General features: G+C 62.9%; 23 protein-coding genes and 2 tRNA genes. 12 read left to right on the top strand and 13 right to left on the bottom strand.

Going from position 1 to position 22,904, the window contains the following annotated elements; genetic code table 11:
- The first annotated feature begins 15 nt into the window (after positions 1 to 15).
- Both ABVV53_RS12610 and ABVV53_RS12605 read left to right on the top strand, forming a co-directional pair.
- Entirely contained in the window at positions 16 to 906 is an 891-nt protein-coding gene (locus ABVV53_RS12610) for an SMP-30/gluconolactonase/LRE family protein (protein WP_353984779.1), read from the top strand.
- Between the two features lie 40 nt (positions 907 to 946).
- Positions 947 to 1,126 (top strand): hypothetical protein, encoded by a 180-nt coding sequence (locus ABVV53_RS12605; protein ID WP_353984778.1) that lies wholly within the window; start codon positions 947 to 949, stop codon positions 1,124 to 1,126.
- A gap of 93 nt (positions 1,127 to 1,219) precedes the next feature.
- On the opposite strand, the gene ABVV53_RS12600 is transcribed toward ABVV53_RS12605, so the two are convergent.
- Positions 1,220 to 1,546: a DUF6481 family protein gene (locus ABVV53_RS12600; protein ID WP_353984777.1), complete on the bottom strand. Its 327-nt coding sequence runs from the start codon at positions 1,544 to 1,546 to the stop codon at positions 1,220 to 1,222.
- A gap of 520 nt (positions 1,547 to 2,066) precedes the next feature.
- On the opposite strand from ABVV53_RS12600, the gene ABVV53_RS12595 reads away from it, so the two are divergent.
- From ABVV53_RS12595 to ABVV53_RS12585, 3 genes are all read left to right on the top strand, one after another.
- Positions 2,067 to 2,471, top strand: a complete 405-nt coding sequence (locus ABVV53_RS12595; RefSeq protein WP_353984776.1) for a hypothetical protein — start codon at positions 2,067 to 2,069, stop codon at positions 2,469 to 2,471.
- Between the two features lie 151 nt (positions 2,472 to 2,622).
- Positions 2,623 to 2,865 (top strand): hypothetical protein, encoded by a 243-nt coding sequence (locus ABVV53_RS12590; RefSeq protein ID WP_353984775.1) that lies wholly within the window; start codon positions 2,623 to 2,625, stop codon positions 2,863 to 2,865.
- Between the two features lie 191 nt (positions 2,866 to 3,056).
- Entirely contained in the window at positions 3,057 to 4,328 is a 1,272-nt protein-coding gene (locus tag ABVV53_RS12585) for a cation:proton antiporter (protein ID WP_353984774.1), read from the top strand.
- Between the two features lie 81 nt (positions 4,329 to 4,409).
- Here the strand turns inward: ABVV53_RS12585 and ABVV53_RS12580 are convergent.
- The 3 genes from ABVV53_RS12580 to recJ all read right to left on the bottom strand — a co-directional run bounded on the left by ABVV53_RS12580 (position 4,410) and on the right by recJ (position 6,477).
- A tRNA-Glu gene (locus ABVV53_RS12580) sits at positions 4,410 to 4,484 on the bottom strand.
- Between the two features lie 34 nt (positions 4,485 to 4,518).
- Positions 4,519 to 4,593 (bottom strand) — tRNA-Glu (locus ABVV53_RS12575).
- A gap of 93 nt (positions 4,594 to 4,686) precedes the next feature.
- Complete coding sequence (recJ, locus tag ABVV53_RS12570; protein WP_353984773.1) at positions 4,687 to 6,477, bottom strand: single-stranded-DNA-specific exonuclease RecJ; 1,791 nt, start codon at positions 6,475 to 6,477, stop codon at positions 4,687 to 4,689.
- Between the two features lie 128 nt (positions 6,478 to 6,605).
- On the opposite strand from recJ, the gene ABVV53_RS12565 reads away from it, so the two are divergent.
- Together ABVV53_RS12565 and ABVV53_RS12560 are read left to right on the top strand one after the other, a co-directional pair.
- Complete coding sequence (locus ABVV53_RS12565; RefSeq protein WP_353984772.1) at positions 6,606 to 7,079, top strand: flavodoxin family protein; 474 nt, start codon at positions 6,606 to 6,608, stop codon at positions 7,077 to 7,079.
- 47 nt (positions 7,080 to 7,126) lie between these two features.
- The gene (locus ABVV53_RS12560) at positions 7,127 to 7,885 is read left to right on the top strand and encodes a hypothetical protein (protein ID WP_353984771.1); all 759 of its coding nucleotides are present in this window, start codon (positions 7,127 to 7,129) and stop codon (positions 7,883 to 7,885) included.
- Between the two features lie 16 nt (positions 7,886 to 7,901).
- Here ABVV53_RS12560 and ABVV53_RS12555 read toward each other — a convergent pair whose 3' ends face one another.
- Positions 7,902 to 8,855 carry an NAD(P)H-dependent flavin oxidoreductase gene (locus tag ABVV53_RS12555; protein WP_353984770.1) on the bottom strand — a complete coding sequence of 318 codons (954 nt, stop codon included), beginning with the start codon at positions 8,853 to 8,855 and terminating at the stop codon, positions 7,902 to 7,904.
- Between the two features lie 178 nt (positions 8,856 to 9,033).
- Between ABVV53_RS12555 and ABVV53_RS12550 the strand changes: the two genes are divergently transcribed.
- Positions 9,034 to 10,206 carry an FAS1-like dehydratase domain-containing protein gene (locus ABVV53_RS12550; RefSeq protein ID WP_353984769.1) on the top strand — a complete coding sequence of 391 codons (1,173 nt, stop codon included), beginning with the start codon at positions 9,034 to 9,036 and terminating at the stop codon, positions 10,204 to 10,206.
- A 147-nt stretch (positions 10,207 to 10,353) separates the two neighbouring features.
- Here ABVV53_RS12550 and leuA read toward each other — a convergent pair whose 3' ends face one another.
- From leuA to miaA, 7 genes are all read right to left on the bottom strand, one after another.
- Positions 10,354 to 12,021 (bottom strand): 2-isopropylmalate synthase, encoded by a 1,668-nt coding sequence (gene leuA, locus ABVV53_RS12545; protein ID WP_353984768.1) that lies wholly within the window; start codon positions 12,019 to 12,021, stop codon positions 10,354 to 10,356.
- Between the two features lie 207 nt (positions 12,022 to 12,228).
- Entirely contained in the window at positions 12,229 to 12,558 is a 330-nt protein-coding gene (locus tag ABVV53_RS12540; protein ID WP_353984767.1) for an I78 family peptidase inhibitor, read from the bottom strand.
- Positions 12,559 to 12,560: 2 nt separating this feature from the next.
- Entirely contained in the window at positions 12,561 to 13,211 is a 651-nt protein-coding gene (locus ABVV53_RS12535) for a YceI family protein (protein WP_353984766.1), read from the bottom strand.
- A 64-nt stretch (positions 13,212 to 13,275) separates the two neighbouring features.
- Positions 13,276 to 14,295 carry a ketol-acid reductoisomerase gene (ilvC, locus tag ABVV53_RS12530; RefSeq protein ID WP_353984765.1) on the bottom strand — a complete coding sequence of 340 codons (1,020 nt, stop codon included), beginning with the start codon at positions 14,293 to 14,295 and terminating at the stop codon, positions 13,276 to 13,278.
- A 120-nt stretch (positions 14,296 to 14,415) separates the two neighbouring features.
- Positions 14,416 to 14,931: an acetolactate synthase small subunit gene (gene ilvN, locus ABVV53_RS12525; RefSeq protein WP_353984764.1), complete on the bottom strand. Its 516-nt coding sequence runs from the start codon at positions 14,929 to 14,931 to the stop codon at positions 14,416 to 14,418.
- A 13-nt stretch (positions 14,932 to 14,944) separates the two neighbouring features.
- Complete coding sequence (ilvB, locus tag ABVV53_RS12520) at positions 14,945 to 16,687, bottom strand: biosynthetic-type acetolactate synthase large subunit (RefSeq protein WP_353984763.1); 1,743 nt, start codon at positions 16,685 to 16,687, stop codon at positions 14,945 to 14,947.
- A 159-nt stretch (positions 16,688 to 16,846) separates the two neighbouring features.
- On the bottom strand, positions 16,847 to 17,842 hold the full coding sequence (gene miaA / locus ABVV53_RS12515; RefSeq protein WP_353984762.1) for a tRNA (adenosine(37)-N6)-dimethylallyltransferase MiaA: 996 nt from the start codon (positions 17,840 to 17,842) through the stop codon (positions 16,847 to 16,849).
- On the opposite strand from miaA, the gene serB reads away from it, so the two are divergent.
- Positions 17,835 to 18,716 (top strand): phosphoserine phosphatase SerB, encoded by an 882-nt coding sequence (gene serB / locus ABVV53_RS12510; RefSeq protein ID WP_353984761.1) that lies wholly within the window; start codon positions 17,835 to 17,837, stop codon positions 18,714 to 18,716. The two genes, miaA and serB, sit on opposite strands and share 8 nt — an antisense overlap.
- Positions 18,717 to 18,781: 65 nt before the next feature.
- Here the strand turns inward: serB and purL are convergent, their stop codons facing one another.
- Complete coding sequence (gene purL / locus ABVV53_RS12505; protein ID WP_353984760.1) at positions 18,782 to 21,001, bottom strand: phosphoribosylformylglycinamidine synthase subunit PurL; 2,220 nt, start codon at positions 20,999 to 21,001, stop codon at positions 18,782 to 18,784.
- 105 nt (positions 21,002 to 21,106) lie between these two features.
- Between purL and ABVV53_RS12500 the strand changes: the two genes are divergently transcribed.
- The 3 genes from ABVV53_RS12500 to coaD are packed head-to-tail and all read left to right on the top strand — an operon-like array spanning position 21,107 to position 22,806.
- The gene (locus ABVV53_RS12500; RefSeq protein WP_353984887.1) at positions 21,107 to 21,361 is read left to right on the top strand and encodes an exodeoxyribonuclease VII small subunit; all 255 of its coding nucleotides are present in this window, start codon (positions 21,107 to 21,109) and stop codon (positions 21,359 to 21,361) included.
- Positions 21,362 to 21,391: 30 nt separating this feature from the next.
- Entirely contained in the window at positions 21,392 to 22,288 is an 897-nt protein-coding gene (locus ABVV53_RS12495; RefSeq protein WP_419956779.1) for a polyprenyl synthetase family protein, read from the top strand.
- Positions 22,288 to 22,806, top strand: coding sequence for a pantetheine-phosphate adenylyltransferase (gene coaD, locus ABVV53_RS12490; RefSeq protein ID WP_353984758.1), 519 nt, complete (start codon positions 22,288 to 22,290; stop codon positions 22,804 to 22,806). Before ABVV53_RS12495 ends, coaD begins: the two co-directional genes overlap by 1 nt.
- Positions 22,807 to 22,904: the final 98 nt, after the last annotated feature.

Raw genomic sequence — 22,904 nt, 5'->3', positions numbered from 1 at the left:
AAGGGAACGGGCGCGGTGAATGAATGGCGCAAGATCGAGCGCGATGTACGCGACGAACTAGGGGAGGGGATCACCTGGAACGCGCGTGAGAACGCGATCTACTGGGTCGATATCAAGGCCGCGGCGCTGAATCGCATGGCGCTGGATGATGGGTCGATTCAAAGGTGGTCCATGCCCGAGCCTGTTGGCTGGGTGGTGCAAGACGCGTGTGGCGATCTGATCGGTGGCTTTCAAAGCGGGTTTGGCCGCATACAGCTCGACCCGCTGGCCGTGACACCGCTCTTCGATCCTGAGCCGCATTTTCCGGGCAACCGCATGAATGATGGTAAGGCTGATCGCCACGGCGCGATCTGGTGCGGTACGATGGACATGGCTGAGGATCATGCCCGTGGCTCCCTCTACAGGCTTGATCGGGATGGCGCCTGTAAGGTGATCGACAGCGGGTACATGGTTCCGAACGGTCCGGCGTTCTCCCCTTGTGGACGCTGGCTCTATCACTCGGACACGGCGCTGCGCACAATCTACCGTCTTGAGCTTGGCGAAGCCGGGATCGTGAACAAGCAGCCCTTCATCGTGTTCTCCGAGGATCAGGGGCATCCGGACGGCATGACGGCTGACGCCGAAGGTCATCTCTGGGTTGCGCACTGGGATGGTGGCCGGATCAGTCGCTTCACGCCGGATGGGACCTTGAATCGTTCGCTGCCCTTGCCAGCCAAGCGTGTGACCAACATTTGCTTCGCTGGTGCCCAACTCGACCGTATGTTCGTGACCACCGCGGCCACGGGGCTGGCGCACAGCGAATTCGACGGTGCGCTTTACGAAATCAGGCCAGGTGTGACGGGGCTGCCAACGCATTCCTACGGCGGTCAGCTGGCGTCGTCTTTGAAGGTCGACTTTGCCGACTAAGGGCGGGTAAGGGCTATGCTTATCGTTTGAGAGAGAGCTTTTGACCGCCGAACAACTTGCGCAAATCATCGTCGCTAGCATCGACCGGCACGGCCTGCGCGGGCTGATCTACGAAGCCGATGGTGTCGCAGATGTGGTGATGCATGGAAAGGTCAACATGGTCGCCGTTGCGAGCGACGTCCTCGCGGCGTTGGAAGTTCTGAAGTCGACACCCGCCTGACCTGAACAACTGAAAGGTTCAAGCGGGTCCGAGCGACTTCCAGCAGCTTCCTGCTTATACGTGACGTTCCGGCCCATCTAGGGCCGGACTACTCTACTTCTTACGAGCCTTCCGCGCAGCATAGCGCGCATCACGAGCGGCCTTGCGCTCCGCTTCCGTAGGCTCTGCTTTAGCAGCCTTGGCGAGCGCTTCCTCTGCAAGCTTTGCTTCACGTGCGGCTATTTCAGCCTGGCGCGCCGCAATCTTGGCCTCACGCTTCTCCGCAGCCGCCTTCTCTCGCTCGGCAGCCTTGGCCGCCCGCTCTGCCAGCACTTCCGGGGGAAGCGGTGGTTTTTCCTTCAACCGTGCAACCGCTTTTGCGCGAGCCTCGTTGGCCGCCTTCACGCGCGCCTCAAAGCCGGGCTCTTTATATCCTGCCATCGTTTCTTTCGTCTCAATCTATGGTGGTATGACCGCACCTGCGGGGATTGCGGTAAAGGGTACGTTCTACGGCTCTACTGTGAGTGAGAAATCAAATCCCGTGTTTCTGACCTGATAAGCCGCATCTGTGGCGCCTCTAGCACACTCTGGCGAAAGGCAGAAGGCACCGTGTCAAAGCGCCGGATCTGCCGCCACACCACCTATGCTGCCGGGGGCAGCGGCGATCGCATCCGGACACAAGGGGTTCAGGGGAAGTTCAAAGGCTTCGCGCCATGTCTTGCGGCAGGAACAAGGATAAAAGCAATGGCTTCGCTGAAAAACGGTCTGATCGCAGTAGCGACCCTGGGCATGAGCATGGCTTTGGGTGGATGCATGGCTGACTATGGATACGGAAACGTCGGATACGCTTCCGGCTACTACGATGGCTATGGCCCGGGTTACTCATACGCTGAGCCCTACGGCTATCCGCGAGGCGGCTGGTATAACGACTTCTATTATCCCGGGACCGGCATCTACGTCTTTGATCGCAGCGGCCGTCGGTCGCAGTGGAATGATGGGCAGCGTCGCTACTGGCAAAACTATAGCCGGCAGGCGCGGCCCCATATCCGGCGGTCCGATCACCGCGGGTATGGCCGGCGCGATCGCCAAGTATGGCAAGGCCGGGGCGATCGACGCCCCGCCGTCTCGCGGCACCGTGAGAAAGAAGACTTTCGCGGACGCCCTGGAGTTCGCCTTCAGGAGGGTCAGCCCTCTGCTGCCGGTGAAGGGCGGAGACGCGGTTCGGGAGCCGTCTCGCCGCGACGTGGCCCTGAACAAGAGCGACCCGGTTGGGGCGGGGCGGGTCGAGGATCAGGGCGTGAGCACCATAGGCGTCAGCAGCAGCGTTAATCAGGTAATGGGCGTCGTCCCTCACGATTCGTGGTAATTGCTTGGTGGGGGCAGATGCGGCTGACCTACGATGCTCTACTGGGTTGAGGGGCGAAGCCTCTTCCTCACCGCTGTTCCTGTCTGTAAGCATTGATGCCGGCTGCCCCGGTTGGCGGCAGAAACTGAATCCATTCCGCAAGGAGGCGCTAATGCGTCGAACCGTCGCTTTTGCTCTTCCGCTGTTCGCCATCGCGCTTTCGGGGCAGGCTCCGGTTTCCACCGAAACCCAAGACCAGTCCCGCGTCGCTGCGGCTACTACGCCCAACACGCCTACTACGCCCCCGCCGGTGTCGGCCAAACCCTGGGCCGACTGGGCTTTGCGCTTGGCACCGGTCGGAGCCGCGTTGCTTATCGGCGCGGTGGTCATAGGCTCGCGTCGAAAGCGGCCATAGCGTCTGGCCACAAGAGCCGCGCGAGCGTCTTAGGCTTGGCGGTGCCTCGCATGCGGGGCGCTTGTGCAAATGGCGTTCTTGATTGTTGCAGGTGGCCGATGTCCGGCTATGCGCCATCTTATTGGATGCGATCGCGAACAAATCCGCATTGACCGGCTTTCTTCTGAGCGCCTGCTAGGAAGCCCCTGATCATGTACGGTTTTGACAGTTATCACGTCCTTCTCGCTGCGATCGGCGCGGCCATTATCGGGGCCTACTGGATGCCCCGCTTCCTTTCAGGGCGAGAACCTGCCGCGTCCGCGCTGCTGATCTTGGCAGGCTTTGCCGTGTTTTCGTTTATTCCGGGCATGCCCGCTGCGCTTGACCCAACCCAATCCCCGCGCGCCTGGGAACTGGTTAGCGAAATGTGCGTCATCGTTGGCCTGTTCGGCACTGGTCTGCGGATAGACAGGCTGGCTCCGCGCGAGCAATGGATGCCCACGCTGCGCTTGCTGCTCATCGCCATGCCCTTGTGCATCGGTGCGGTTGCGCTGCTGGGCTCCTTGATGGCCGGGATGACGATAGCTGGCGCCTTGCTCTTGGGGGCGATCCTCGCTCCCACAGACCCCGTGCTGGCGGGCGACGTACAAGTCGGTCCGCCCTCTGAAGGCGGCGAGCACCCGGTGCGCTACATCCTGACTGCTGAGGCCGGGCTAAACGACGGGCTCGCCTTTCCCTTCGTGCACTTGGGAGTAGCTATTGCTGGCGCCGGAGCTGTGAGCCTGGGCCTGATTGGCGAGTGGCTCGCCCGGGACGTCATATACAGGGTCGCGATGGGCGCGGCTGCCGGCGTCGGCGTTGGTTGGCTTCTGGGGCGAACACTGTTCGACTGGCCCCGGGACAACGCTTTAAGCAAGACCCAATCCGGAGTGATTGCGCTGGCGGGCGTCCTGCTCGCCTACGGCATTACCGAAATACTGGAGGGTTACGGCTTCATTGCGGCTTTCGTCTCCGGCTTCACGCTTCGCCGGTCGGAGGTGCACAACGAGTTTCACAATCGACTCCATGACTTCTCCGAGTCTCTGGAGCACGCGCTCACTGCAATTTTGCTTGTGGGGCTTGGCGCAGCGTTCCCGATCCTATGGCCTCATCTCGACCTCAGGCACGCTCTCGTCTCGCTTGGTCTAGTGTTTGTAATCCGGCCGTTGGTGGCGTGGACTTCGCTGGCTTCCACTTCGCTGCCCACTCGCCAGCGCCTGGTGGTAGCGTTCTATGGCGTGCGCGGCATCGGTTCGGTTTATTACCTCGCCTACGCGGGTCACCACATCGAGTTGATCGATGAGCCCGAGCTATGGGCAACAATTGCCTTTACCATTCTGTTGTCGACAATTGTTCACGGCCTGACCGCAGGCATTGCGGTGGAGCGGGTAACAGGAGAGCCGCAGTCACCGTCACCAAGGGACGTATCGCCTGCGGAGAGCTGACCGGCTGCACGGCAACCATTCAGTATCAGACTTGAAGAGAGACTTTGATCGGGCGCCGCATATCGGCTTCGCGATGAACCATGGTGACCCCTACGAGAATCGAACTCGTGTTTCAGCCGTGAGAGGGCCGCGTCCTAACCGCTAGACGAAGGGGCCGTTATAGCCATGCTTTGTGCCTAGTAGCACTATATGGTGACCCCTACGGGAATCGAACCCGTGTTTCAGCCGTGAAAGGGCCGCGTCCTAACCGCTAGACGAAGGGGCCATCTGTCGTGATGCGACGAAGGCAGGCCCGCGCCTTTAGGCAAGGTGGGCAGGGGGGTCAAGCATCTTTCTGCCGCTCATCTCATGAAGTTCCTCAGTCGGCCCACGCTGCATCGTCAAGCAGCAGTTCGGCTTGCGGCCGAGCGCCCCAGTCGTCGATCTTTGCGCGGCCTGCCAGCCAGAGCCGGCGGCCTTGAGATGCATGAAGCAGCGCCTGCCCCATCTCGCTCTCGGCGGCGCGGAAGGCGATGGCTTTGAAACGCCCCCCATCGTTGCCGCTGACGATGAGGCGCACGTGGTCATTACCTACCAGGTCAGCCTTCACCAGGCGGACGGGACCAACAGCGACTCTTGGACCCGGCCACCCCATGCCGAAGGGGCCGGCGCTATCGAGCGTCGCCACCAGATCAGGGGTCATCCCTCCCGGAGCGAGCGCCACGTCGAGAAGCATCGACCGAGTACTTGTTGCGGCGGTTACGTCACGCCCCAGCTTGGCGTCCAGCCAGTCTCCAAGCATCTCAACGCGATTGGGGGCGATCGTAAGACCTGCGGCCATGGCATGGCCTCCGCCAGCGATGAGCAGACCTTCCTCCCGTGCCGCGATAATCGCGGCGCCAAGGTCGACTCCCGCAATCGAGCGACCTGAACCTTTGCCGTGGCCGTTATCGTCTGCGTCCAGCGCGATCACCAACGCCGGCTTACCCGTCTTCTCCTTGATTCGGCCCGCGACAATGCCGATCACGCCAGGGTGCCAGCCGCGTCCGGCGAGGATCAGCACCGAGCGATTGTGCTGGCGCTGCATCTGTTCTTCCGCTGCCTCTTGCACGGCCTGTTCGATGGCGCGGCGCTCGTCGTTCAAGCGGGAGAGCTGGGCGGCGATCTCACGCGCCTCATCGGGATCCAGCGTGGTCAGCAGACGGACGCCCAGTGTCGATTCGCCAACGCGCCCGCCGGCGTTGATGCGGGGGCCAAGCGCAAAGCCGAGATCACTGCAGGTCGGAGCGCGCGAAAGCCGGCTTGCATCGATAAGGGCCGACATGCCGATGTTCTCACGTCGGGCCATGACCTTCAGGCCCTGCGCCACCATTGCACGGTTGAGACCATGAAGGGCCGCCACGTCGGCCACGGTCCCAAGTGCGACAAGGTCGAGAAGAGCGAACAGGTCCGGTTCACGCCGGGCTTCGAACCAGCCCCGCCGCCGCAGCGCGCGTACGGTCGCGACCGCGAGCAGAAACGCCACGCCTACCGCGGCGAGATGGCCGTGGGCGGCAGCGATCATGCCTTCGTCCAAGCGGTTCGGATTGACGAGCGCAGCCGCGCGAGGCAGCTCGGCGGCACACTTGTGGTGATCCACGACGATCACGTCCACGCCGGCTTCGTGCGCCATCGCCAGTGCTTCGTGAGCCATTGCGCCACAGTCGACCGTGACGATCAAGCTCGAGCCTTCCTCGGCGAGCCGGACCAGCGCTTCCCCCGAGGGACCATAGCCTTCGAGCAGGCGGTCCGGGATGTAGTAGCGCGCATCGTGACCGAGCGCCCTCAGCACCCGGATGAGCAATGCGGCGCTGGTCGCGCCATCGACGTCGTAGTCCCCGTAAATGGTGACGGTCTCATTCGTCATGACCGCTTGCGCAAGCCGCTCGGCCGCGGCGTCCATGTCGCTAAACTCCGATGGATCAGGCAGGAATGCGCGAAGCGAGGGCTTGCGGTTGCGCTCCAGATCTTCTCGCGCCACCCCGCGCGAAAGGAGCAGTTGAGTCACGATGTCATCCTCAAGCCCATGAGGGCCGGTGCTGAGATCCATGTTGCCGCCGCGCCAGCGCCAGGCCTTGCCGGACAGCGAGCGTTCGATTCCGAAGACGGGAAGAGACAGCGATGATGTCATGAGGGGCATCTAACCCACAGAGCCCAAGGCGCAAAGTCCGCTGCACATCCGCGCTCGACGGACTGATGCGTCGCCGGCAAACTGGTGTAGGGTGAGGGCGCATGCATGAAGAAAGGCGCACATCACCAATGCTCGCTGTCATCTGGCATAGCCGGACCTGCGCTGCGGCTGCGATGGCTGCGGCCGTGTTCGACGGGGCAGACGGAGACTGCCGGCTGCTGCCCGCCCAGGACACCGCACCGGAGGACTTGCTTGCGGCGAGGGGCTACATCTTTGTCTGTCCCGAAAACCTCGGTTCGACCTCAGGCATGATGAAAGAGATGTTCGACCGCTGCTATTACCCGTTGCTCAGCCGCGTCGAAGGTCGTCCCTACGCAACCGCCATCGCCGCTGGATCAGATGGGCGCGGTGCACAGGCGCAGATCGACCGGATCGTCACCGGCTGGCGCTTGAGGCGAGTCGCAGAGCCGCTGATCGCCAACTTTGAGGCGCAGACCCCCGAAGCCATCCTGGCGCCGAAGCGCCTGAGGGAGGCAGACGCAGCCGCCTGCCGCGAACTGGGAGCCGCGATGGGCGAAGGTCTGCGTATGGGAATATTTTGAAGGGTGACGCCAGCATACCGGCAGTGCATGGTGCTGAAGAGGCAATCATGGCTGGAGCACGGATGAACATCACCAGTGTGGAGCGCTCGCGCGCTGGTCTGTCGTTGCTCTTCGCTCCAGGTGAGCGGCCCGACGTTTCAGCGATGACTGCCATGTTGGATGCCTGCCAGACTTACGCGACAATCACGCGCACCGATCCGGCAGCTGGCGCTGTCGAGATCGTCGCAGGCGGGTTGGCGTTCGACATGGATGGTCTGGCGCCTACGCGCGGAGAGGCCGTTGACTCACCGCTTGACCACCATGGCTTCGCTGATCTGCCGGACTTCCGCTTGCTTGAAGGTGTCCGCCTCTACCCGGGCCATCACCTTTCGGGGGGCATGGCGTTATCTCCCGTTGTGCGAGCGCTTCTCGCACTGGCAGCCGAAATTGCAGTGGGCTTGCCGGTGCGAGCGGTGCTGTGGCATCCCGCCCATGCCGCAACCGAGCCGCGTGCCTTTTCGCACTCGGTGCTCGCCTGGCTTGCAGGGGGTGCTTTCCCAACTCAAAGCCTCACTGCGCTCTCGTGCCACGCTGACGGGACTGTTATCAGCCGCGGCCTGGGGCACTTTTCAGGGCAGGAGGCGATTGTGTCCGGAATGGAGCAAAGTACGCCAGAGGCCACGCTGAGGATTGTGGCGCAAGTCGTGGGGCACCTCGCGCAAGCCGCCCCGCTCGAAGCGCTCACGGAATTGCGTATCCAGAACGTGCCATTCTGCGCGGAGCCGGCCCAGCTTGGAACGCGCGTTCTGGTCTGGCCCGCCGGCTAACGTTCGCGGGCTTAGCTTACTGCCTCGCGCCCGTTCGAGCGGCGAGAGCGGCAACTGCGGCCTCGTACTGCTTCTCCATCGTATCGACCCGCGCGCTGACCGGCTCGACCGCGCGGATGGCTCCGATGCCCTGACCTGCGCCCCAGATGTCGCGCCAGGCTTTCGCATCCATGTTTCCGCCGGAGCCGAAGTTCATGATGCTGGGATCGCCCTGGGGAAGATTGTCGGGGTCCATGCCCGCGGCTGCGATGGAGGAGCGCAGGTAATTGCCGTGGACACCGGTGAAGAGGTTGGAGTTGACGATGTCAGAGGCGTGGCCTTCCACGATCGCTTGCTTGTACCCTTCCGCGGCGTTGGCCTCGGGCGTGGCGATCCAAGGTGTTCCTACATAAGCGAAGTCTGCACCCAGCGCCTGCGCGGCGAGGATCGATCGACCGCAGGCGATAGCGCCTGAAAGCGCAACCAAGCCATCGAACCAGCTGCGGATTTCCTGCATCAGCGCGAAGGGCGATTGGGCCCCCGCATGGCCACCGGCACCAGCCGCTACCGCGATCAGTCCGTCGGCGCCTTTCTCGACTGCCTTGCGGGCGAAGGCGTCGTCAATCACGTCGTGGAGAACCACACCGCCCCATTCATGCACCGCATCGTTAACGTCCGACCGTGCGCCCAGAGAGGTGATGATGAGCGGGACGCGCCACTTGCGACAAGTCTCAAGATCCTGCTCGAGCCGCGTGTTCGTCTTGTGCACGATCAGGTTGACGGCAAAGGGCGCGTCATAGCCAGCAGTACCCTCGCTGATCTCATGCAGCCACTCATCCAGCTGGCTGGCCGGTCGTGCGTTAAGCGCCGGAAAGCTGCCTACGATGCCCGCTTGCACTTGCGCGATCACCAGCGCCGGATTCGACACGATGAACATGGGAGCGGCGATCACCGGCAGTCGCAGAGCTTCGAAAGGAGCGGGCAGGGGCATCGGAAGGTCCGTTTAAGCGAGCGGTTAACCAGCGGCATAGTGCGGGGAGCCAGCGCTGTCGAGCCGCAGTTCTCCGCTCCCGCGTTGCCGTACGTCGCTCTTCCAAATGGGGGTGACCTGCTGCACGCGATGTAATAAACACCGCTGTCTATTAGTGAGTTATGGAAAGGGAGAATGCATGGCAACTGCGCCCACGAAGCTCGATACGTCGGACATCGATCAGTACCTCGGAAAGACGATGGACTTTTCGCCTCTGCGGGAGCCGATCGGTAACAACGACATTCGCCGGTGGGTGCACGCGATGCACTACCCCAACCTCCTGCACTTCGATCCGAAGTTCTCCTCTGAGAGCCGTTGGGGCAAGCTGGTCGCCCCGCAGAGCTTCGCGATCGCGACCGACGACGGACACGGTGCTGCGCCGGCGTGCGTAGGCTGCATTCCCAACTCGCACCTGCTGTTCGGCGGCGACGAGTGGTGGTTCTACGACACTAAGGTTTTTGGCGGAGACACCATCACCAACACCCGCGTGCCGTTCGACTATGCCGTGAAGGATACCGGCTTCGGGCCGACCGTGTTCCAGCGCGGTGACAACAACTACGCGAACCAGAACGGCGAACCCGTCGCCAAGCAGCGCTCTACCTCGATCCGTTATTCTGCCGCTGCCGGTGGCGAGAAGGTGAACGAGGCCGATTTCGAAGAGCCCACCTGGACGGACGAGGAGCTCGCTTCGCTTGAGGACCGCAAGTTCTCCTGGGTGCAAATGCTTCATGACCTCGGCCACAAGGAGCGTTGGTGGGACGACGTACAGGTCGGTGACGAACTACCTGAGCGCGTGTTCGGTCCGCACTCCATCGCGAGCTTTACGACCGAATGGCGTGCCTTCTTGATGAACACATGGGGTGCACTGAGCTTCCGTAAGAACGACCTGGAAGCTCTCGGCTTCACCAAGGAAATGGCCGGATACGAGAATGATCCGGACATGATGCTGATCAACCCGGAACTGACGGACGGCGCCTATTACGGTCCTTCGCGTGGGCACCTGTTCCCCAAGTACGCGCGTCGCATCGGTATGCCGCGTGGATACGGCTACGGAGCATCGATGGGCAGCTGGGTGACGGATTTCCTGTCGGGCTGGGCCGGCGAGCACGGAATGGTCGTCCATTCGGTCGCGAACTATCGCGGTCCCGCACTGACGGGCGACGTCACCATCCAGACCGCTGAAGTCGTCGACAAGACAGTGGACGAGGAAGGCCGCCACTTGGTGCATGTGAAGCACAAGATGGTCAACCAGCGCGGCGTCACGATGTGCACGGGCACTGCCGAGATCAAGCTGCCCAAAAAGGCGGGGTAACCCACAGCACTCCCTTGGGAGGGCTTGAGCGGGGCGAGGCTGACAAGCCTCGCCCGTCTTGTTTGGAGCAATCAACGTTTCGTCAAGAACCGTCGCGCGGGGCGCACGTCCAAGGCGATGCAAGGAGGCACGCTGTTCTTTCGCGAGTTAGGCGGCGTTCGCGGCGCTCAACACTGCCCGCACGCTGGCTGTCGCGACGTCCTCGTCGATGCCAACGCCCCAGATGGTACGGCCATCCGGCAGCACGCACTCGACATAAGCTGCCGCGCGTGCGTCCGAGCTGTGGCCCATCGAGTGCTCGGCGTAGTCACGCACTTCGAGTTCGACACCGAAGCTGTCCTTGAGCGTGGCCACCACCGATGAGATTAGGCCATTGCCTCGCCCGGATACGGTCCGCTCCCGCCCGTCGACACCGATCTTGCCCGAGAACATGCGAGTGCCGTCCGCGGCCTTCGCCTCGTCCCAGTCGATCAGGTGGTAGTGCTGCGGGTCGTCCAGCCGATACGTCGAGCGAAACACGTCCCAGATATCCGCTGCCTGCAGTTCGCGGCCAAGCTTATCGGCCAGTTCCTGCACATGACGCGAGAAATGTGCCTGCATCCGCTTGGGCAGTTTCAGGCCCTGGTCCTGCTCAATCACCCAGGCGAAGCCGCCCTTGCCGGACTGTGAGTTGACACGGATGACCGCCTCGTAGCTGCGGCCCAGGTCGGCAGGGTCGATTGGCAGATACGGTACGGCCCAGAGCTGATCGTTGCGCTGTTCCTGCGCAGCGAACCCCTTCTTGATCGCGTCCTGATGGCTGCCCGAGAAGGCCGTGAACACCAGCTCGCCGCCGTAGGGGTGCCGCTCCGGCACCTTGAGCTGATTGCAATATTCGACAGTCTGGATCACCTCGTCAATGTCCGAGAAGTCCAGTTCCGGATCGACGCCCTGCGTGTACAGGTTCAGCGCGACAGTCACCAGGCAGCAATTGCCGGTGCGTTCGCCATTGCCGAAGAGGCAGCCCTCCACGCGGTCGGCACCTGCCATCAGGCCAAGTTCGGCCGCTGCGACTCCGGTGCCCCTGTCGTTGTGCGTGTGCAGGCTGATGACCGCGCTTTCGCGATTGGGCAGGTTGCGGCAGAAGTACTCGATCTGGTCGGCGTAGATATTGGGGGTCGCCGCCTCGACTGTCGCCGGCAAGTTGAGGATGATCGGGTTTTCCGGCGTGGGCTGGAGAATGCCCATGACCGCTTCACAGCATTCGATCGAGAAATCGAGTTCGGCAGTGGAGAAGGTCTCCGGACTATACTCGAAATGCCACTTGGTCTGCGGGTACTTCGCCGCCTGGTCGCGCAGGACTTTGGCGCCCTCCTCTGCGATGGCTCGAATCTGCGGCTTTTCCATCCCAAACACGACCTGGCGCCACAGCGGCGACACCGCGTTGTACAGGTGAACGATGGCCGCCTGCGCGCCCGCCAGGCTCTCGAACGATCGCTCGATCAGGTCTTGCCGCGATTGAGTCAGCACCTGAACGAGCACGTCTTCAGGGATACGGTTGTCATCAACGAGGCCGCGGATGAAGTCGAATTCAGTCGCCCCGGCGCTGGGAAAGCCGACTTCGATCTCTTTGAGGCCAACCTTGACCAGAAGATCGAAAAAGCGCGTCTTCTTCTCCGCGCCCATCGGGTCAATCAATGCCTGGTTGCCATCGCGCAAGTCGGTGGAGAGCCAGCGCGGCGCCTTGTCGATCACGCGGCCGGGCCATTGCCGGTCGGGCAGGGTGATCTGCGGGAAGGATCGGTACTTGACCGAGGGGTCTTTCAGCATGGTCATGAAGTTGTCTCGCTCGGGTATTCTGCGTCGTGCCTTGGGTGACTAGGTCTGGATCCCCTGGGCGCCGAGCGCGCCGCCAAGGCGACGCGTCATCTCACGCCCAAGGGCGGGTAAGTCGCAGAATAAGGCCAAGACGAAGAGACATGGTGGCGCGTATGCCCATCGCGGGCGAAAAAGTAAAGCCCCGCAAATTCTAACGGCCGAACGTCAGATGCAGCGAAACCGGATGATGCGGCCATCATCCCCGGTGTGGATCGTGAGGCGGTCAGGCCTGAAGTCCATGGTCATCATGTCGTCCGGGCCGACGACCCGAGTCATCGCGGCGCCCGAGGCAGCCTTGATCTTTGCCAAGACGTCTGGCGAGGGGATCGCCCCTAGGTAGCCGTCAAGCTTGTCGGCGCCGCAGGAAGCCTGTTCGTTCGCTGGCGCGGCTTCCGGTGGAGGCGCCGGCTCCGGGCGAGCGCCACTTGGCGGAGTGCAGCCGGCGAGCATGGCGATTGCTGCCATGTTCGCGACTGCGCTTCTTGGAGAACGCACGATCATTTCTTGGTGAAGGCCGCGGCGATCTTCAGCTTCACCTCGTCCGACAGCATCGGCACCATCGTGCCCATGCCGAAGTCGCTGCGCTTGATCGTGGTCTCCGCTTCGAAGCCGACGTTTTCGGCTCCACCCATCTGGGCAGGCATCTTGCCAGCCCCGTAGAAGTCAACATCCAGCGTGACGGGCTTGGTCACGCCATTCAGCGTCAAGTTGCCGGTGACATCGGCCTCACCTTCGCCCTTGGGCTTGACCGAAGTGGAGACGAAAGTCGCGGGCGCAGGAGAAGCGCCGAAGAAATCGGGCTTGCCGCCTTCTTCTTTGGGTGCGCGCAGAAGGTGCTCGGTCAGGCCAGAGCTGGCGGTGGTGACATTGGCTACGGGGATCGTGACCGCCACTTTGGCGTTCTGCGGTGCCGTGGGATCAAGCTGCAGTGTTCCGCTGACGTCCCCGAACAGCCCGTAGTACGGCGAAAATCCGAGGTGGTCGATTTCCCACGCTACCAGCGTGTGGTCCGGATCCGCCTCATAGGTGCCGCCGGTTATCAGCGACGCGTTACGCTGGCCCGGAGGCCCGGACGGTCCGCCCTGCGCCCACAGCGGAGCAGTGCCGACGATTGCGAGTGCGGTGACCGAAGCGAGAATGCGACGCATGGAGAACCTCCCGGGGAGCCAAGTTGCTGCGCAACGTGGTGCCCGGGAGGCTTCTTGTCAAAGTTTAGTTCTTTGCCTTGTCCACCAAGGCGTTCTTCGCGATCCAGGGCATCATTCCACGCAGCTTAGCGCCGGTTTCCTCGATCTGGTGTCGCTGGGCAGCCTTGCGTGCGGCTTTGAGTTCAGGCTGGCCTGCGCGATTGTCGGAGACGAACGCCTTCACGAAGCGGCCCGACTGGATATCTTCCAGCACGCGCTTCATTTCCTTCTTGGTTTCATCCGTGATGATGCGCGGCCCGATGGTGATATCGCCGTACTCGGCGGTGTTCGAGATCGAGTAGCGCATGTTGGCAATGCCGCCCTCATACATGAGGTCGACGATCAGCTTCAGCTCGTGAAGGCACTCGAAATAGGCCATTTCAGGCGCGTAGCCCGCCTCGACCAGCGTCTCGAAGCCGGCCTGGACCAGCGCCGTGGCGCCGCCGCAAAGCACGGCCTGCTCACCGAACAAGTCGGTCTCGCACTCTTCGCGAAAGTTGGTCTCGATAATGCCGGAGCGGCCGCCACCGACAGCCGATGCATAGGCGAGGGCGACATCGTGCGCATTGCCGGTCGCATCCTGCGCCACTGCGATGAGGCAAGGCACGCCGCCGCCGCGCTGGTATTCGGACCGCACCGTGTGGCCCGGACCTTTGGGCGCGATCATGATCACGTCGATGTCGGCGCGCGGCTCGATCAGGCCGAAGTGGATGTTGAGGCCGTGAGCGAAGGCGAGGGCGGCGCCCGGCTTCATGTTGGCGTGCAGGTCATCCGCATAGATCGCTGCCTGATGCTCGTCAGGAGCAAGGATCATGAGGATATCGGCCCACTTGGCGGCTTCGGCGTTGGAGAGCACCTTGAAGCCGGCGGCTTCCGCCTTCTTGGCCGTGGCGGAACCTTCGCGAAGGGCAATGGCCACGTCCTTGACGCCGGAATCGCGCAGGTTCTGAGCGTGAGCGTGACCCTGGCTGCCGTAGCCGAGGACAGCGATCTTCTTGCCGGTAATCAGATTGAGATCGGCATCGGCGTCGTAATAGACTTTCATCGAGTAACCCCTTGGTTCGTCATCCCCGCAAGTGCGGGAATCCATCTCCTGACATTGATCTTGAACCGCCCGCCGGAGATGGGTTCCCGCTCGCGCTGGGATGCCGGTGGTTGTTGAAACTTAAGCTTCGGTCGCTCCCCGGATCATGCCTACGATCCCGGTACGTCCAACTTCGACCAGGCCGAGTTCGCGCATCAGCGCCACAAAGCTGTCGATCTTCTCCGGCGCCCCCGTCAGTTCGAACACGAAGCTTTCCGTGGTCGTGTCGACCGGGCGGGCACGAAAGATCTCCGCAACGCGCAATGCCTCGACTCGCTTTTCACCGGTGCCGGCAACTTTGATCAGCGCCAGCTCACGTTCCACGTAAGGCCCGACTTCCGTCAGGTCGACCACCTTGTGGACGGGCACAAGCCGCTCGAGTTGGAAGCGGATCTGGTCGATCACATTGGGCGGACCATGCGTGACAATCGTGATGCGGCTGACCGAGTGGTTCTCGGTGATATCCGCCACAGTAAGGCTGTCGATGTTGTAACCGCGAGCGGTGAACATGCCGGCAATGCGCGCCAGAATTCCGGCTTCGTTGTCGACAGTGACGGTCAGGACATGCCGCTCGGATGCAGCTTTCTGAATTTTCATGATTCGATCGTCCTCAGACCAGCGCCTTGGCGTGATCGTCCATGATGCCCGTCACGATATCGCCGTGCAGAATCATCTCCGTATGCGATGCGCCGCTCGGGATCATCGGGAAGCAGTTCGCCGCCTTGGAGACCTGGCAGTCAACAATGACCGGACCATCATGTGCGATCATCGCGCGGATACCATCGTCGAGCTGGCTTTCATTCTCGATCCGGATACCCTTCCACCCATAAGCTTCGGCCAGCTTCACGAAGTCTGGCAGGCTGTCGGAGTAGGAGTTGGAATAACGGCTCTCGTACGTCAGTTCCTGCCATTGCCTGACCATGCCCATCCACTCATTGTTGAGGATGAAGACCTTCACCGGTAGGCGATACTGAGTGGCGGTGCCCAATTCTTGGATGTTCATCTGGATCGAGGCATCGCCCGCGATATCGATCACGAGCTGGTCCGGATTGCCGCACTGCGCTCCGATGGCAGCGGGCAAGCCATAGCCCATCGTACCCAGCCCCCCGGAGGTGAGCCAACGGTTCGGCGAGAAGAAGTGGAAGTGCTGGGCCGCCCACATCTGGTGTTGGCCAACCTCGGTCGAGATGATCGGGTCCAGATCCTTGGTCAACTCGAACAGGCGCTGCACGGCTAGCTGCGGAACTATCGCCAGCTCGGAGCGGGGGAACGAGAGGCTCTTGCGCAGACGCCACTCTTCGACTTTCGCCTTCCACTCGGTGAGGTCCCGGCCATTGCGCCCGCCCCACTCGGTCAGCAGCTGGTCGAGGATCTGCGCGCAGTCGCCCACCAGCGGCAGGTCGACGTGAACCGTCTTGTTGATCGACGACCGGTCGATGTCGATGTGGATCTTCTGCGAATGGGGCGCGAAGGCGTCGAGTCGACCGGTGACGCGATCGTCGAAGCGGGCTCCGATGCAGACGATAAGGTCCGCTTGGTTCATGGCCATGTTCGCTTCGTAGGTGCCGTGCATGCCCAACATTCCAAGCCAGTCCTCGCTGTCGGCCGGAAATGCGCCCAGACCCATCAATGTCGAGGTGACTGGCGCGCCGATTTTGGCCTGCAACTCACGCAGCAGCGCCGAGGCGCGAGGGCCCGAGTTGATCACACCCCCCCCGGTATAGAACACCGGCTTTGTCGCAGCCGCGATCATCTCGACCGCTCGAGTGATCTCGGCTGCAGGAGCCTCGACGAACGGGGTGTAGCGGTTCCGGCGCTGAGGAGCGCCTTCGTGCCACAGAGCGGAAGCGATCTGGACGTCCTTGGGAATGTCGATCAGCACCGGACCCGGTCGGCCGCTCATGGCGATCTGAAAGGCCTCATCGATCGTCGCCGCCAGTTCTGCTGGATCGCGCACCAGGTAGTTGTGCTTGGTGCAGTGGCGCGACATGCCAATGGTGTCGGCCTCCTGAAAAGCGTCCGAGCCAATCAGCGCCGTCGGAACTTGTCCCGTGATGACCACGAGCGGGATCGAATCGAGAAATGCGTCGGCAATGCCGGTCATGGCGTTTGTAGCGCCGGGGCCGGAGGTTACGAGGACGACGCCGGGCTTGCCGGTCGAGCGCGCGTAGCCTTCAGCGGCATGTGCCGCGCCTGCTTCGTGGCGGACGAGGATGTGGCGAATGCGCTCGTCGTCGAACAGGGCATCGTAAATCGGCAGAACCGCACCGCCGGGATAGCCGAATACGAATTCGACACCCTGACGAACGAGACTCTCGACCAGGATGTTCGCGCCGCTGCGCTCTTCAGTCACAACACGTTCCTTACGATTGAGACACGCACAGGTGCACGCATCTGGTCTCCTGCTGACTTGCAGGGGCTCTCTAAAGAAATGGACCCGGCACCACAATGGCGGCCGGGTCGCATGCTTCGCACCATCGGAGTTGCCCCCGACGATGTGAAGCGCCCTATGTTATCGTTTATGTCCGGTCAAGCCGAAATGCTGTAATAAAGTTTCCGAGGGTAATGTGGCGGAGAAATCTTCGAATTGGATCCGCGCCCAGTCCGAAGGAGGCTGATGACGTAGCCACGTGTACTGGCGCTTCGCGTAATTGCGCGTTGCCTGAGCGGCCAAGGCGTTGGCTTGCTCAAGATCGATCTCGCCGCGAAGGTAGGCTGCGATCTCGGGCACGCCGATGGCGCGCATGACGGGCAGATTGGGGTCCAGTTTACGCGCCAGAAGCCTTGTGACTTCATCGGCCGCGCCGCGCTCGATCATACGGGAAAGGCGCATGTTGCAGCGGGCGTAGAGCGCCTCGCGGGCAGGCAGAAGAATGGCTGCGCGGACGGCTACGCGACCGCCGATCCCGCCTTCACTTCGACCTTGCCACTTGATCAGGGTAACCCCGGTTGACCGCACGACCTCCAAGGCGCGGGCGATGCGAGCCGCGTCGGCTGGGGCGAGCCGCGACGCCCGCTCCGGGTCCTCGCGGCGCAACGCGAGGTAGGCAGCTTCGACCGGAAGGGCGCGCACGGCTTCTCTTATGGCGGGATCAATCGGTGGTACCGGCGCGATCCCCTCGATCAGTGTGCGAATGTAGAGACCGGTACCCCCGACCAGCACGGGAACCGCATTCGCAGCGTGTGCTGCGTCGATTTCGGCACGTGCCGCCGCAGCCCAGTCCGCGGCCGAGCAACTCTGCGCGCCGTCCCAAGTGCCGAACAGGCGGTGCTCGATGCCGCCCATCTCATTGGCTGAGGGGCGGGCGCTCAGCACCGCGAGATCCGCGTAGACTTGCGCGCTATCGGCATTGATGACGACGGCGCGTTTGCCTTGCGCCTCAATCGCCTGCGCCAGAGCAACGGCACAATCGCTCTTGCCGCTCGCGGTCGGCCCTGCGATGAGCGCCAGTGGCGGGCGGTCTGCGTCCGTTTCCAGGAACCAATCAGAGGAATTTCTCGTGCTCATCGCCCGGCTGATAGCAGACCCGGACGGCCTGTCCGCAAGGATCGACGCGGCTCGCGCGGCGCTGGAAGAGCGCGGAGTGCGCATCGCGGCTGCGGCAATGCTCGACTTCTGCGGCGAGACCCTGGAGATCACGTCGCCGGACGACGACGTGCAAGCCATGCTGGAAGTGCTGGACGCCTGTTTCAAGCCAGCGGACATTCTGGTCGCTCGGGATGAGCCGGCGGTCCCCCGCGTTTTCATCTCGGACATGGACTCCACTATGATCTGGCAGGAGTGCATTGACGAACTGGCCGATTTCGCAGGGCTCAAGGAGCGGGTTGCCGCGATCACCGAGCGTGCGATGCAGGGCGAACTCGACTTCGAGGCAGCGCTGCGTGAGCGCGTACGGTTGCTGGCGGGCTTGCCGGAGAGCGCCATCGCCGAGTGCCTCGAGGGGCGGATCAGGGCCATGCCGGGTGCTCGCACGCTGGTAGCGACGCTAAAGGCGCAAGGGTGCCACACCGTTCTGGTCACCGGCGGCTTCCATCACTTCGCCGATCCCGTGGGTGAGATGCTTGGCTTCGATCGCGTGGTCGGCAACCGTCTGGAAGTCGCCTCGGGCAAGCTCACTGGTGGCCTGGACGGTCCCATCGTGGATAGCTCGGTCAAGAAGGCGACGCTGCTCGAGGAAGTCGAAGCGGTGGGTGAGGGGGCGGTGACGCTCGCCACAGGTGACGGTGCCAACGATATCCCGATGATCGCAGCGGCGACTTACGGCTTTGCCTACCATGCAAAGCCGAAAGCACGCGCCGCCGCCAATGGCCGCGTCGACCGCGGAGACTTGACCAGTGTGCTCAAGCTGCTGGGGATCAATCGTCACGACTGGGTCCGCTAAGCGGACCTTTGTCGCTTCCTAAGTCGCTGCGATAGCCGGCCGCGCAACGACGGCCGGCTCAATCCTCAAGCATCCATCCAGTCGCGGAAGAAGGCTTCGTTCGTTTCGCGCAAGATGGCGAGCTCGGTTGAGCTCTCGCCGCCAACGCCGCGGAACGTCAGCGTCTTCCCGCCCGTCTCCCCCAGTGCCACGGCGACGAGGCCGGCGCTTTCGGCGGCATCGATGATCGCTGCGGGATCGCTTGTGGTCACCACATAACGAGCCTGATCCTCGCCGAACCAGAACGCCGGCTGGCTGACTGTGTCTTCCGGGCCGGCGACAGCGAAGCCGATATCTCCGGCCAGCGCCATCTCGGCTAGAGCCACGGCCAGGCCGCCGTCAGCGCAATCGTGCACTGCGGTCACGAGTCCGCGGGCGATGAGTTCGCGAACGGTCTCACCCGCCAGCCGCTCAAGCGAAAGGCCTACCGGCGGCGGCGGTCCGGCCTCAAGGCTCATGATCTCGCGCAGCCAGAGCGACTGGCCAAGGTGTCCGCTCTCGCCGCCGATCAGGATGATCGTCTCGCCAGCCTTCTTGAAGGCTATCGTCGCCATCGCTTCGTAGTCGTCGAGCAAGCCCACGCCGCCGATCGCGGGTGTCGGCAGGATCGCAGACCCGCCGCCAGTCGCCTTGCTTTCGTTGTAGAGAGAGACGTTTCCACTCACGATTGGGTAATCGAGTGCACGACAGGCATCGCCCATGCCGTGCAGGGCATGGACGATCTGTGCCATGATCTCGGGTCGCTGCGGGTTTGCGAAGTTGAGGCAGTTGGTAATCGCCAGCGGCTTCGCGCCAACCGCGGAGATGTTGCGCCATGTCTCCGCGACAGCCTGCATGCCGCCTTCGTAGGGATCGGCGTAGACGTAGCGCGGCGCGCAATCCGTGCTCATCGCCAGCGCTTTGCGGGTGCCATGCACGCGCACTACGGCCGCATCGCCGCCGGGTCTTTGCAGCGTGTCGGCGCCGACCTGGCTGTCGTACTGCTCCCAGATCCACTTGCGCGAGGCGAGGTCGGGCGTGCCCACCAGCTTGACGAGGTCAGCGGCGACGTCAGTGGCGTCGGGCACATCGCCGATGTTCGGCACGGCCGCCCAGTCGGCGTATTCCTCACGGCTGATGTAAGGACGCTCATACTCCGGCGCGTCGTCAGCCAGTGGTCCGAGCGGAATGTCGCAAACGACTTCGCCGTCGAACTCGAGCACCATGTGCCCGGTGTCGGTGACTTCCCCGATCACCGCGAAGTCTAGCTCCCACTTGCGGAAGATTGCTTCGGCCATCGGCTCCTTGCCGGGCTTGAGGACCATGAGCATGCGCTCCTGGCTCTCGCTCAGCATCATCTCGTAAGGCGTCATGCCTTCTTCGCGGCATGGCACGGCATTCATGTTCAGCCGGATGCCCGCGCCGCCTTTGCTCGCCATTTCGACAGAGGACGAGGTGAGACCTGCCGCGCCCATGTCCTGAATGGCCACGATGGCGTCCGTCGCCATCAGTTCGAGGCAGGCTTCGATCAGCAGCTTTTCGGTGAAGGGATCTCCCACCTGGACAGTCGGGCGCTTCTCGTCGCTATGCTCGTCGAAGTCGGCGCTGGCCATGGTGGCGCCGTGAATACCGTCGCGACCTGTCTTCGAGCCGACGTAGACGATCGGATTGCCGAGGCCCGTCGCTGCCGAGTAGAATATCTTGTCCGCATCGGCGACGCCCACCGTCATCGCGTTGACGAGGATGTTGCCGTCGTAAGCCTTGTGGAAGTTAGTCTCGCCCCCGACAGTCGGCACGCCCACGCAGTTGCCGTAGCCGCCGATGCCGGAGACAACGCCTTGGACGAGATGCTTCATCTTCGGGTGATCGGGCCGCCCGAAGCGCAGCGCGTTCATGTTCGCGACCGGCCGAGCGCCCATCGTGAACACGTCACGCAAGATGCCGCCCACGCCCGTGGCCGCCCCCTGATAAGGCTCGATGTAGCTGGGATGGTTGTGGCTCTCCATCTTGAAGATGGCGGCCTGACCGTCGCCGATATCGATGACACCCGCGTTCTCGCCGGGGCCGCAGATCACCCAAGGCGCGCTCGTCGGCAGCTTCTTGAGGTGCACCCGGCTCGACTTGTACGAGCAGTGCTCCGACCACATGACGGAGAAGATTCCCAACTCCACCATGTTCGGCTCGCGGCCGAGCGCGTCGAGCACGCGCTGGTATTCCTCGGGATTGAGGCCGTGTGCCTCGACGACTTCAGGGGTGATTCCGGACATAGACGCGCCTTAGCGAGCCAATGGCGCGCGCGCTAGGGTCGGCGCGGATCAGCCGCCTTGAGGCCGCGCTTGACCGAGGCTCTGCGCGGCGTCATTGCTGCGGCGATGACCGATACAAGCGTCGATATCGCCGCCATGAGCTTCGAGGATGCGCTGCGCGCGCTTGAGGATGTTGTTCGTGCTCTGGAGAGCGGCGACGTGCCGCTCGACGATTCCATCACGCTGTATGAGCGTGGCGAAGCACTGCGACGGCACTGCCAGTCGCGGCTCGACGCTGCGCAAGCGCGCATCGAGAAGATCGTCGTCGGCCCTGATGGTCTCCCGTCCGCGACGCAGGCCTTTGATGCTGCGGACCGCTGAGGCGTGGCCTCTGCGCACGAGGTTCCCGGCGTGACGGCGGGCTCTCTGCTCAGCGAAGCGAAGGCCGCGATTGCACGGGACGTGGATGCCGTCTTCGATGTGCTGCTTCCCGTCCCGGCCGACGCCCGCGCCCGTCTCGTAGAGGCGATGCGATATGCGGCAATCGGAGGCGGCAAGCGGCTGCGGCCACTGCTGCTGTGCGCCACCTCGGCCATGTACGGAGTGGATCGCGGGGCTGCACTGCGCGCCGGTGCAGCCGTGGAGGCGATTCACGTCTACTCGTTGATCCACGATGACTTGCCCTGCATGGATAACGACGCTCTGCGCCATGGGAAGCCGACCGTGCACCTGGCTTTCGACGAGGCGACTGCTGTCCTTGCGGGGGATGCGTTGCACGACTTTGCGTTCGAAGTGCTCTCCGATCCCGCCACTGTCACCGATCCCTTCGTGCGCGTTGAGCTGATTCGCACGCTGGCGCAGGCCAGTGGCTCTTCCGGGATGGCGGGCGGACAGATGATGGACTTGGTGGCCGAGCAGAGCGAATTCGATCTGCAAACGGTGACTCGCCTTCAGCAGTTGAAGACCGGCGCGCTGCTGGGTGCGGCGGTAGAAATGGGCGCGATCCTAGGGCGCGTACCGCAGGAGGGCCGGATCCACTTGCGCGGCTATGCCCGCGACATTGGCTTGGCCTTCCAGATCGTTGACGATCTCATCGATCATGAAGGCGATGCGGCGGTGGCCGGAAAAGCCGTCGGCAAGGACGCAAAGGCCGGAAAGGAAACCTTCGTGTCGCTCCTCGGCCCTGACCGAGCTCGCGAGCAGGCGCGCATGCTGGTGGATCAGGCGATCGCGCATCTGTCGAATCACGGCGACGAAGCTGACCTGCTGCGTGCAGTTGCTCGCTATATCATCGAAAGGGATCATTGATGGCAGTCGGTGAGCGCATCGGGGTCTATCCCGGCACTTTCGATCCGATCACGCTTGGTCATGCCGATATCATTCGGCGAGGAGCGAAGCTCGTGGACCGCTTGATCCTGGGCGTGACCACCAATCCGTCCAAGGATCCGATGTTCACACCGGACGAGCGGATCGCCATGGTAGAGCGTGAAGTTGCTACCATGGGCCTGGGCAACGTGGACGTCGTCGGGTTCAACGCTCTGCTGATGAAGTTCGCCGAAAAGCAGGGCGCGAGCATGATCATCCGAGGTCTGCGCGCGGTCGCTGACTTTGAGTACGAATACCAGATGGCGGGCATGAACCAGCAGCTCAATTCCAAGATCGAGACGGTATTCCTCATGGCAGACGTCAGCCTGCAGCCGATCGCTTCAAAGCTGGTAAAGGAGATCGCCTTGTTCGGCGGTGAAATCGCCAACTTCGTAAGCCCCGCCGTGCGAGAGGACGTGATCGCCCGGATCGCGAAGATCGGGGTGCGGGGCGAATACTGAGCGTAACCGTTCATTGCCAGGACAGCGGACTGCCATTATCGCGCCTACACCCTGCTTTTCCCCTGCGGCGGCCGCTCCGCGCGTCCCGTCCTACCGAG

Origin of the sequence: Novosphingobium kalidii, from assembly GCF_040534015.1 — a bacterium.
Taxonomy (GTDB): domain Bacteria; phylum Pseudomonadota; class Alphaproteobacteria; order Sphingomonadales; family Sphingomonadaceae; genus Novosphingobium; species Novosphingobium kalidii.
This window is presented reverse-complemented; position numbering and strand designations above follow the sequence as displayed.

Coding starts and splice junctions, on each gene's coding strand:
- purL (WP_353984760.1), bottom strand. CDS start 21,001: ATGTCCGGAATCACCCCTGAAGTCGTCGAGGCACACGGCCTCAATCCC.
- ABVV53_RS12550 (WP_353984769.1), top strand. CDS start 9,034: ATGGCAACTGCGCCCACGAAGCTCGATACGTCGGACATCGATCAGTAC.
- ABVV53_RS12585 (WP_353984774.1), top strand. CDS start 3,057: ATGTACGGTTTTGACAGTTATCACGTCCTTCTCGCTGCGATCGGCGCG.
- coaD (WP_353984758.1), top strand. CDS start 22,288: ATGGCAGTCGGTGAGCGCATCGGGGTCTATCCCGGCACTTTCGATCCG.
- ABVV53_RS12565 (WP_353984772.1), top strand. CDS start 6,606: ATGCTCGCTGTCATCTGGCATAGCCGGACCTGCGCTGCGGCTGCGATG.
- leuA (WP_353984768.1), bottom strand. CDS start 12,021: ATGACCATGCTGAAAGACCCCTCGGTCAAGTACCGATCCTTCCCGCAG.
- ABVV53_RS12590 (WP_353984775.1), top strand. CDS start 2,623: ATGCGTCGAACCGTCGCTTTTGCTCTTCCGCTGTTCGCCATCGCGCTT.
- ABVV53_RS12600 (WP_353984777.1), bottom strand. CDS start 1,546: ATGGCAGGATATAAAGAGCCCGGCTTTGAGGCGCGCGTGAAGGCGGCC.
- ilvN (WP_353984764.1), bottom strand. CDS start 14,931: ATGAAAATTCAGAAAGCTGCATCCGAGCGGCATGTCCTGACCGTCACT.
- miaA (WP_353984762.1), bottom strand. CDS start 17,842: ATGAGCACGAGAAATTCCTCTGATTGGTTCCTGGAAACGGACGCAGAC.
- ABVV53_RS12500 (WP_353984887.1), top strand. CDS start 21,107: ATGACCGATACAAGCGTCGATATCGCCGCCATGAGCTTCGAGGATGCG.
- ABVV53_RS12560 (WP_353984771.1), top strand. CDS start 7,127: ATGGCTGGAGCACGGATGAACATCACCAGTGTGGAGCGCTCGCGCGCT.
- ABVV53_RS12555 (WP_353984770.1), bottom strand. CDS start 8,855: ATGCCCCTGCCCGCTCCTTTCGAAGCTCTGCGACTGCCGGTGATCGCC.
- recJ (WP_353984773.1), bottom strand. CDS start 6,477: ATGACATCATCGCTGTCTCTTCCCGTCTTCGGAATCGAACGCTCGCTG.
- ABVV53_RS12535 (WP_353984766.1), bottom strand. CDS start 13,211: ATGCGTCGCATTCTCGCTTCGGTCACCGCACTCGCAATCGTCGGCACT.
- ilvC (WP_353984765.1), bottom strand. CDS start 14,295: ATGAAAGTCTATTACGACGCCGATGCCGATCTCAATCTGATTACCGGC.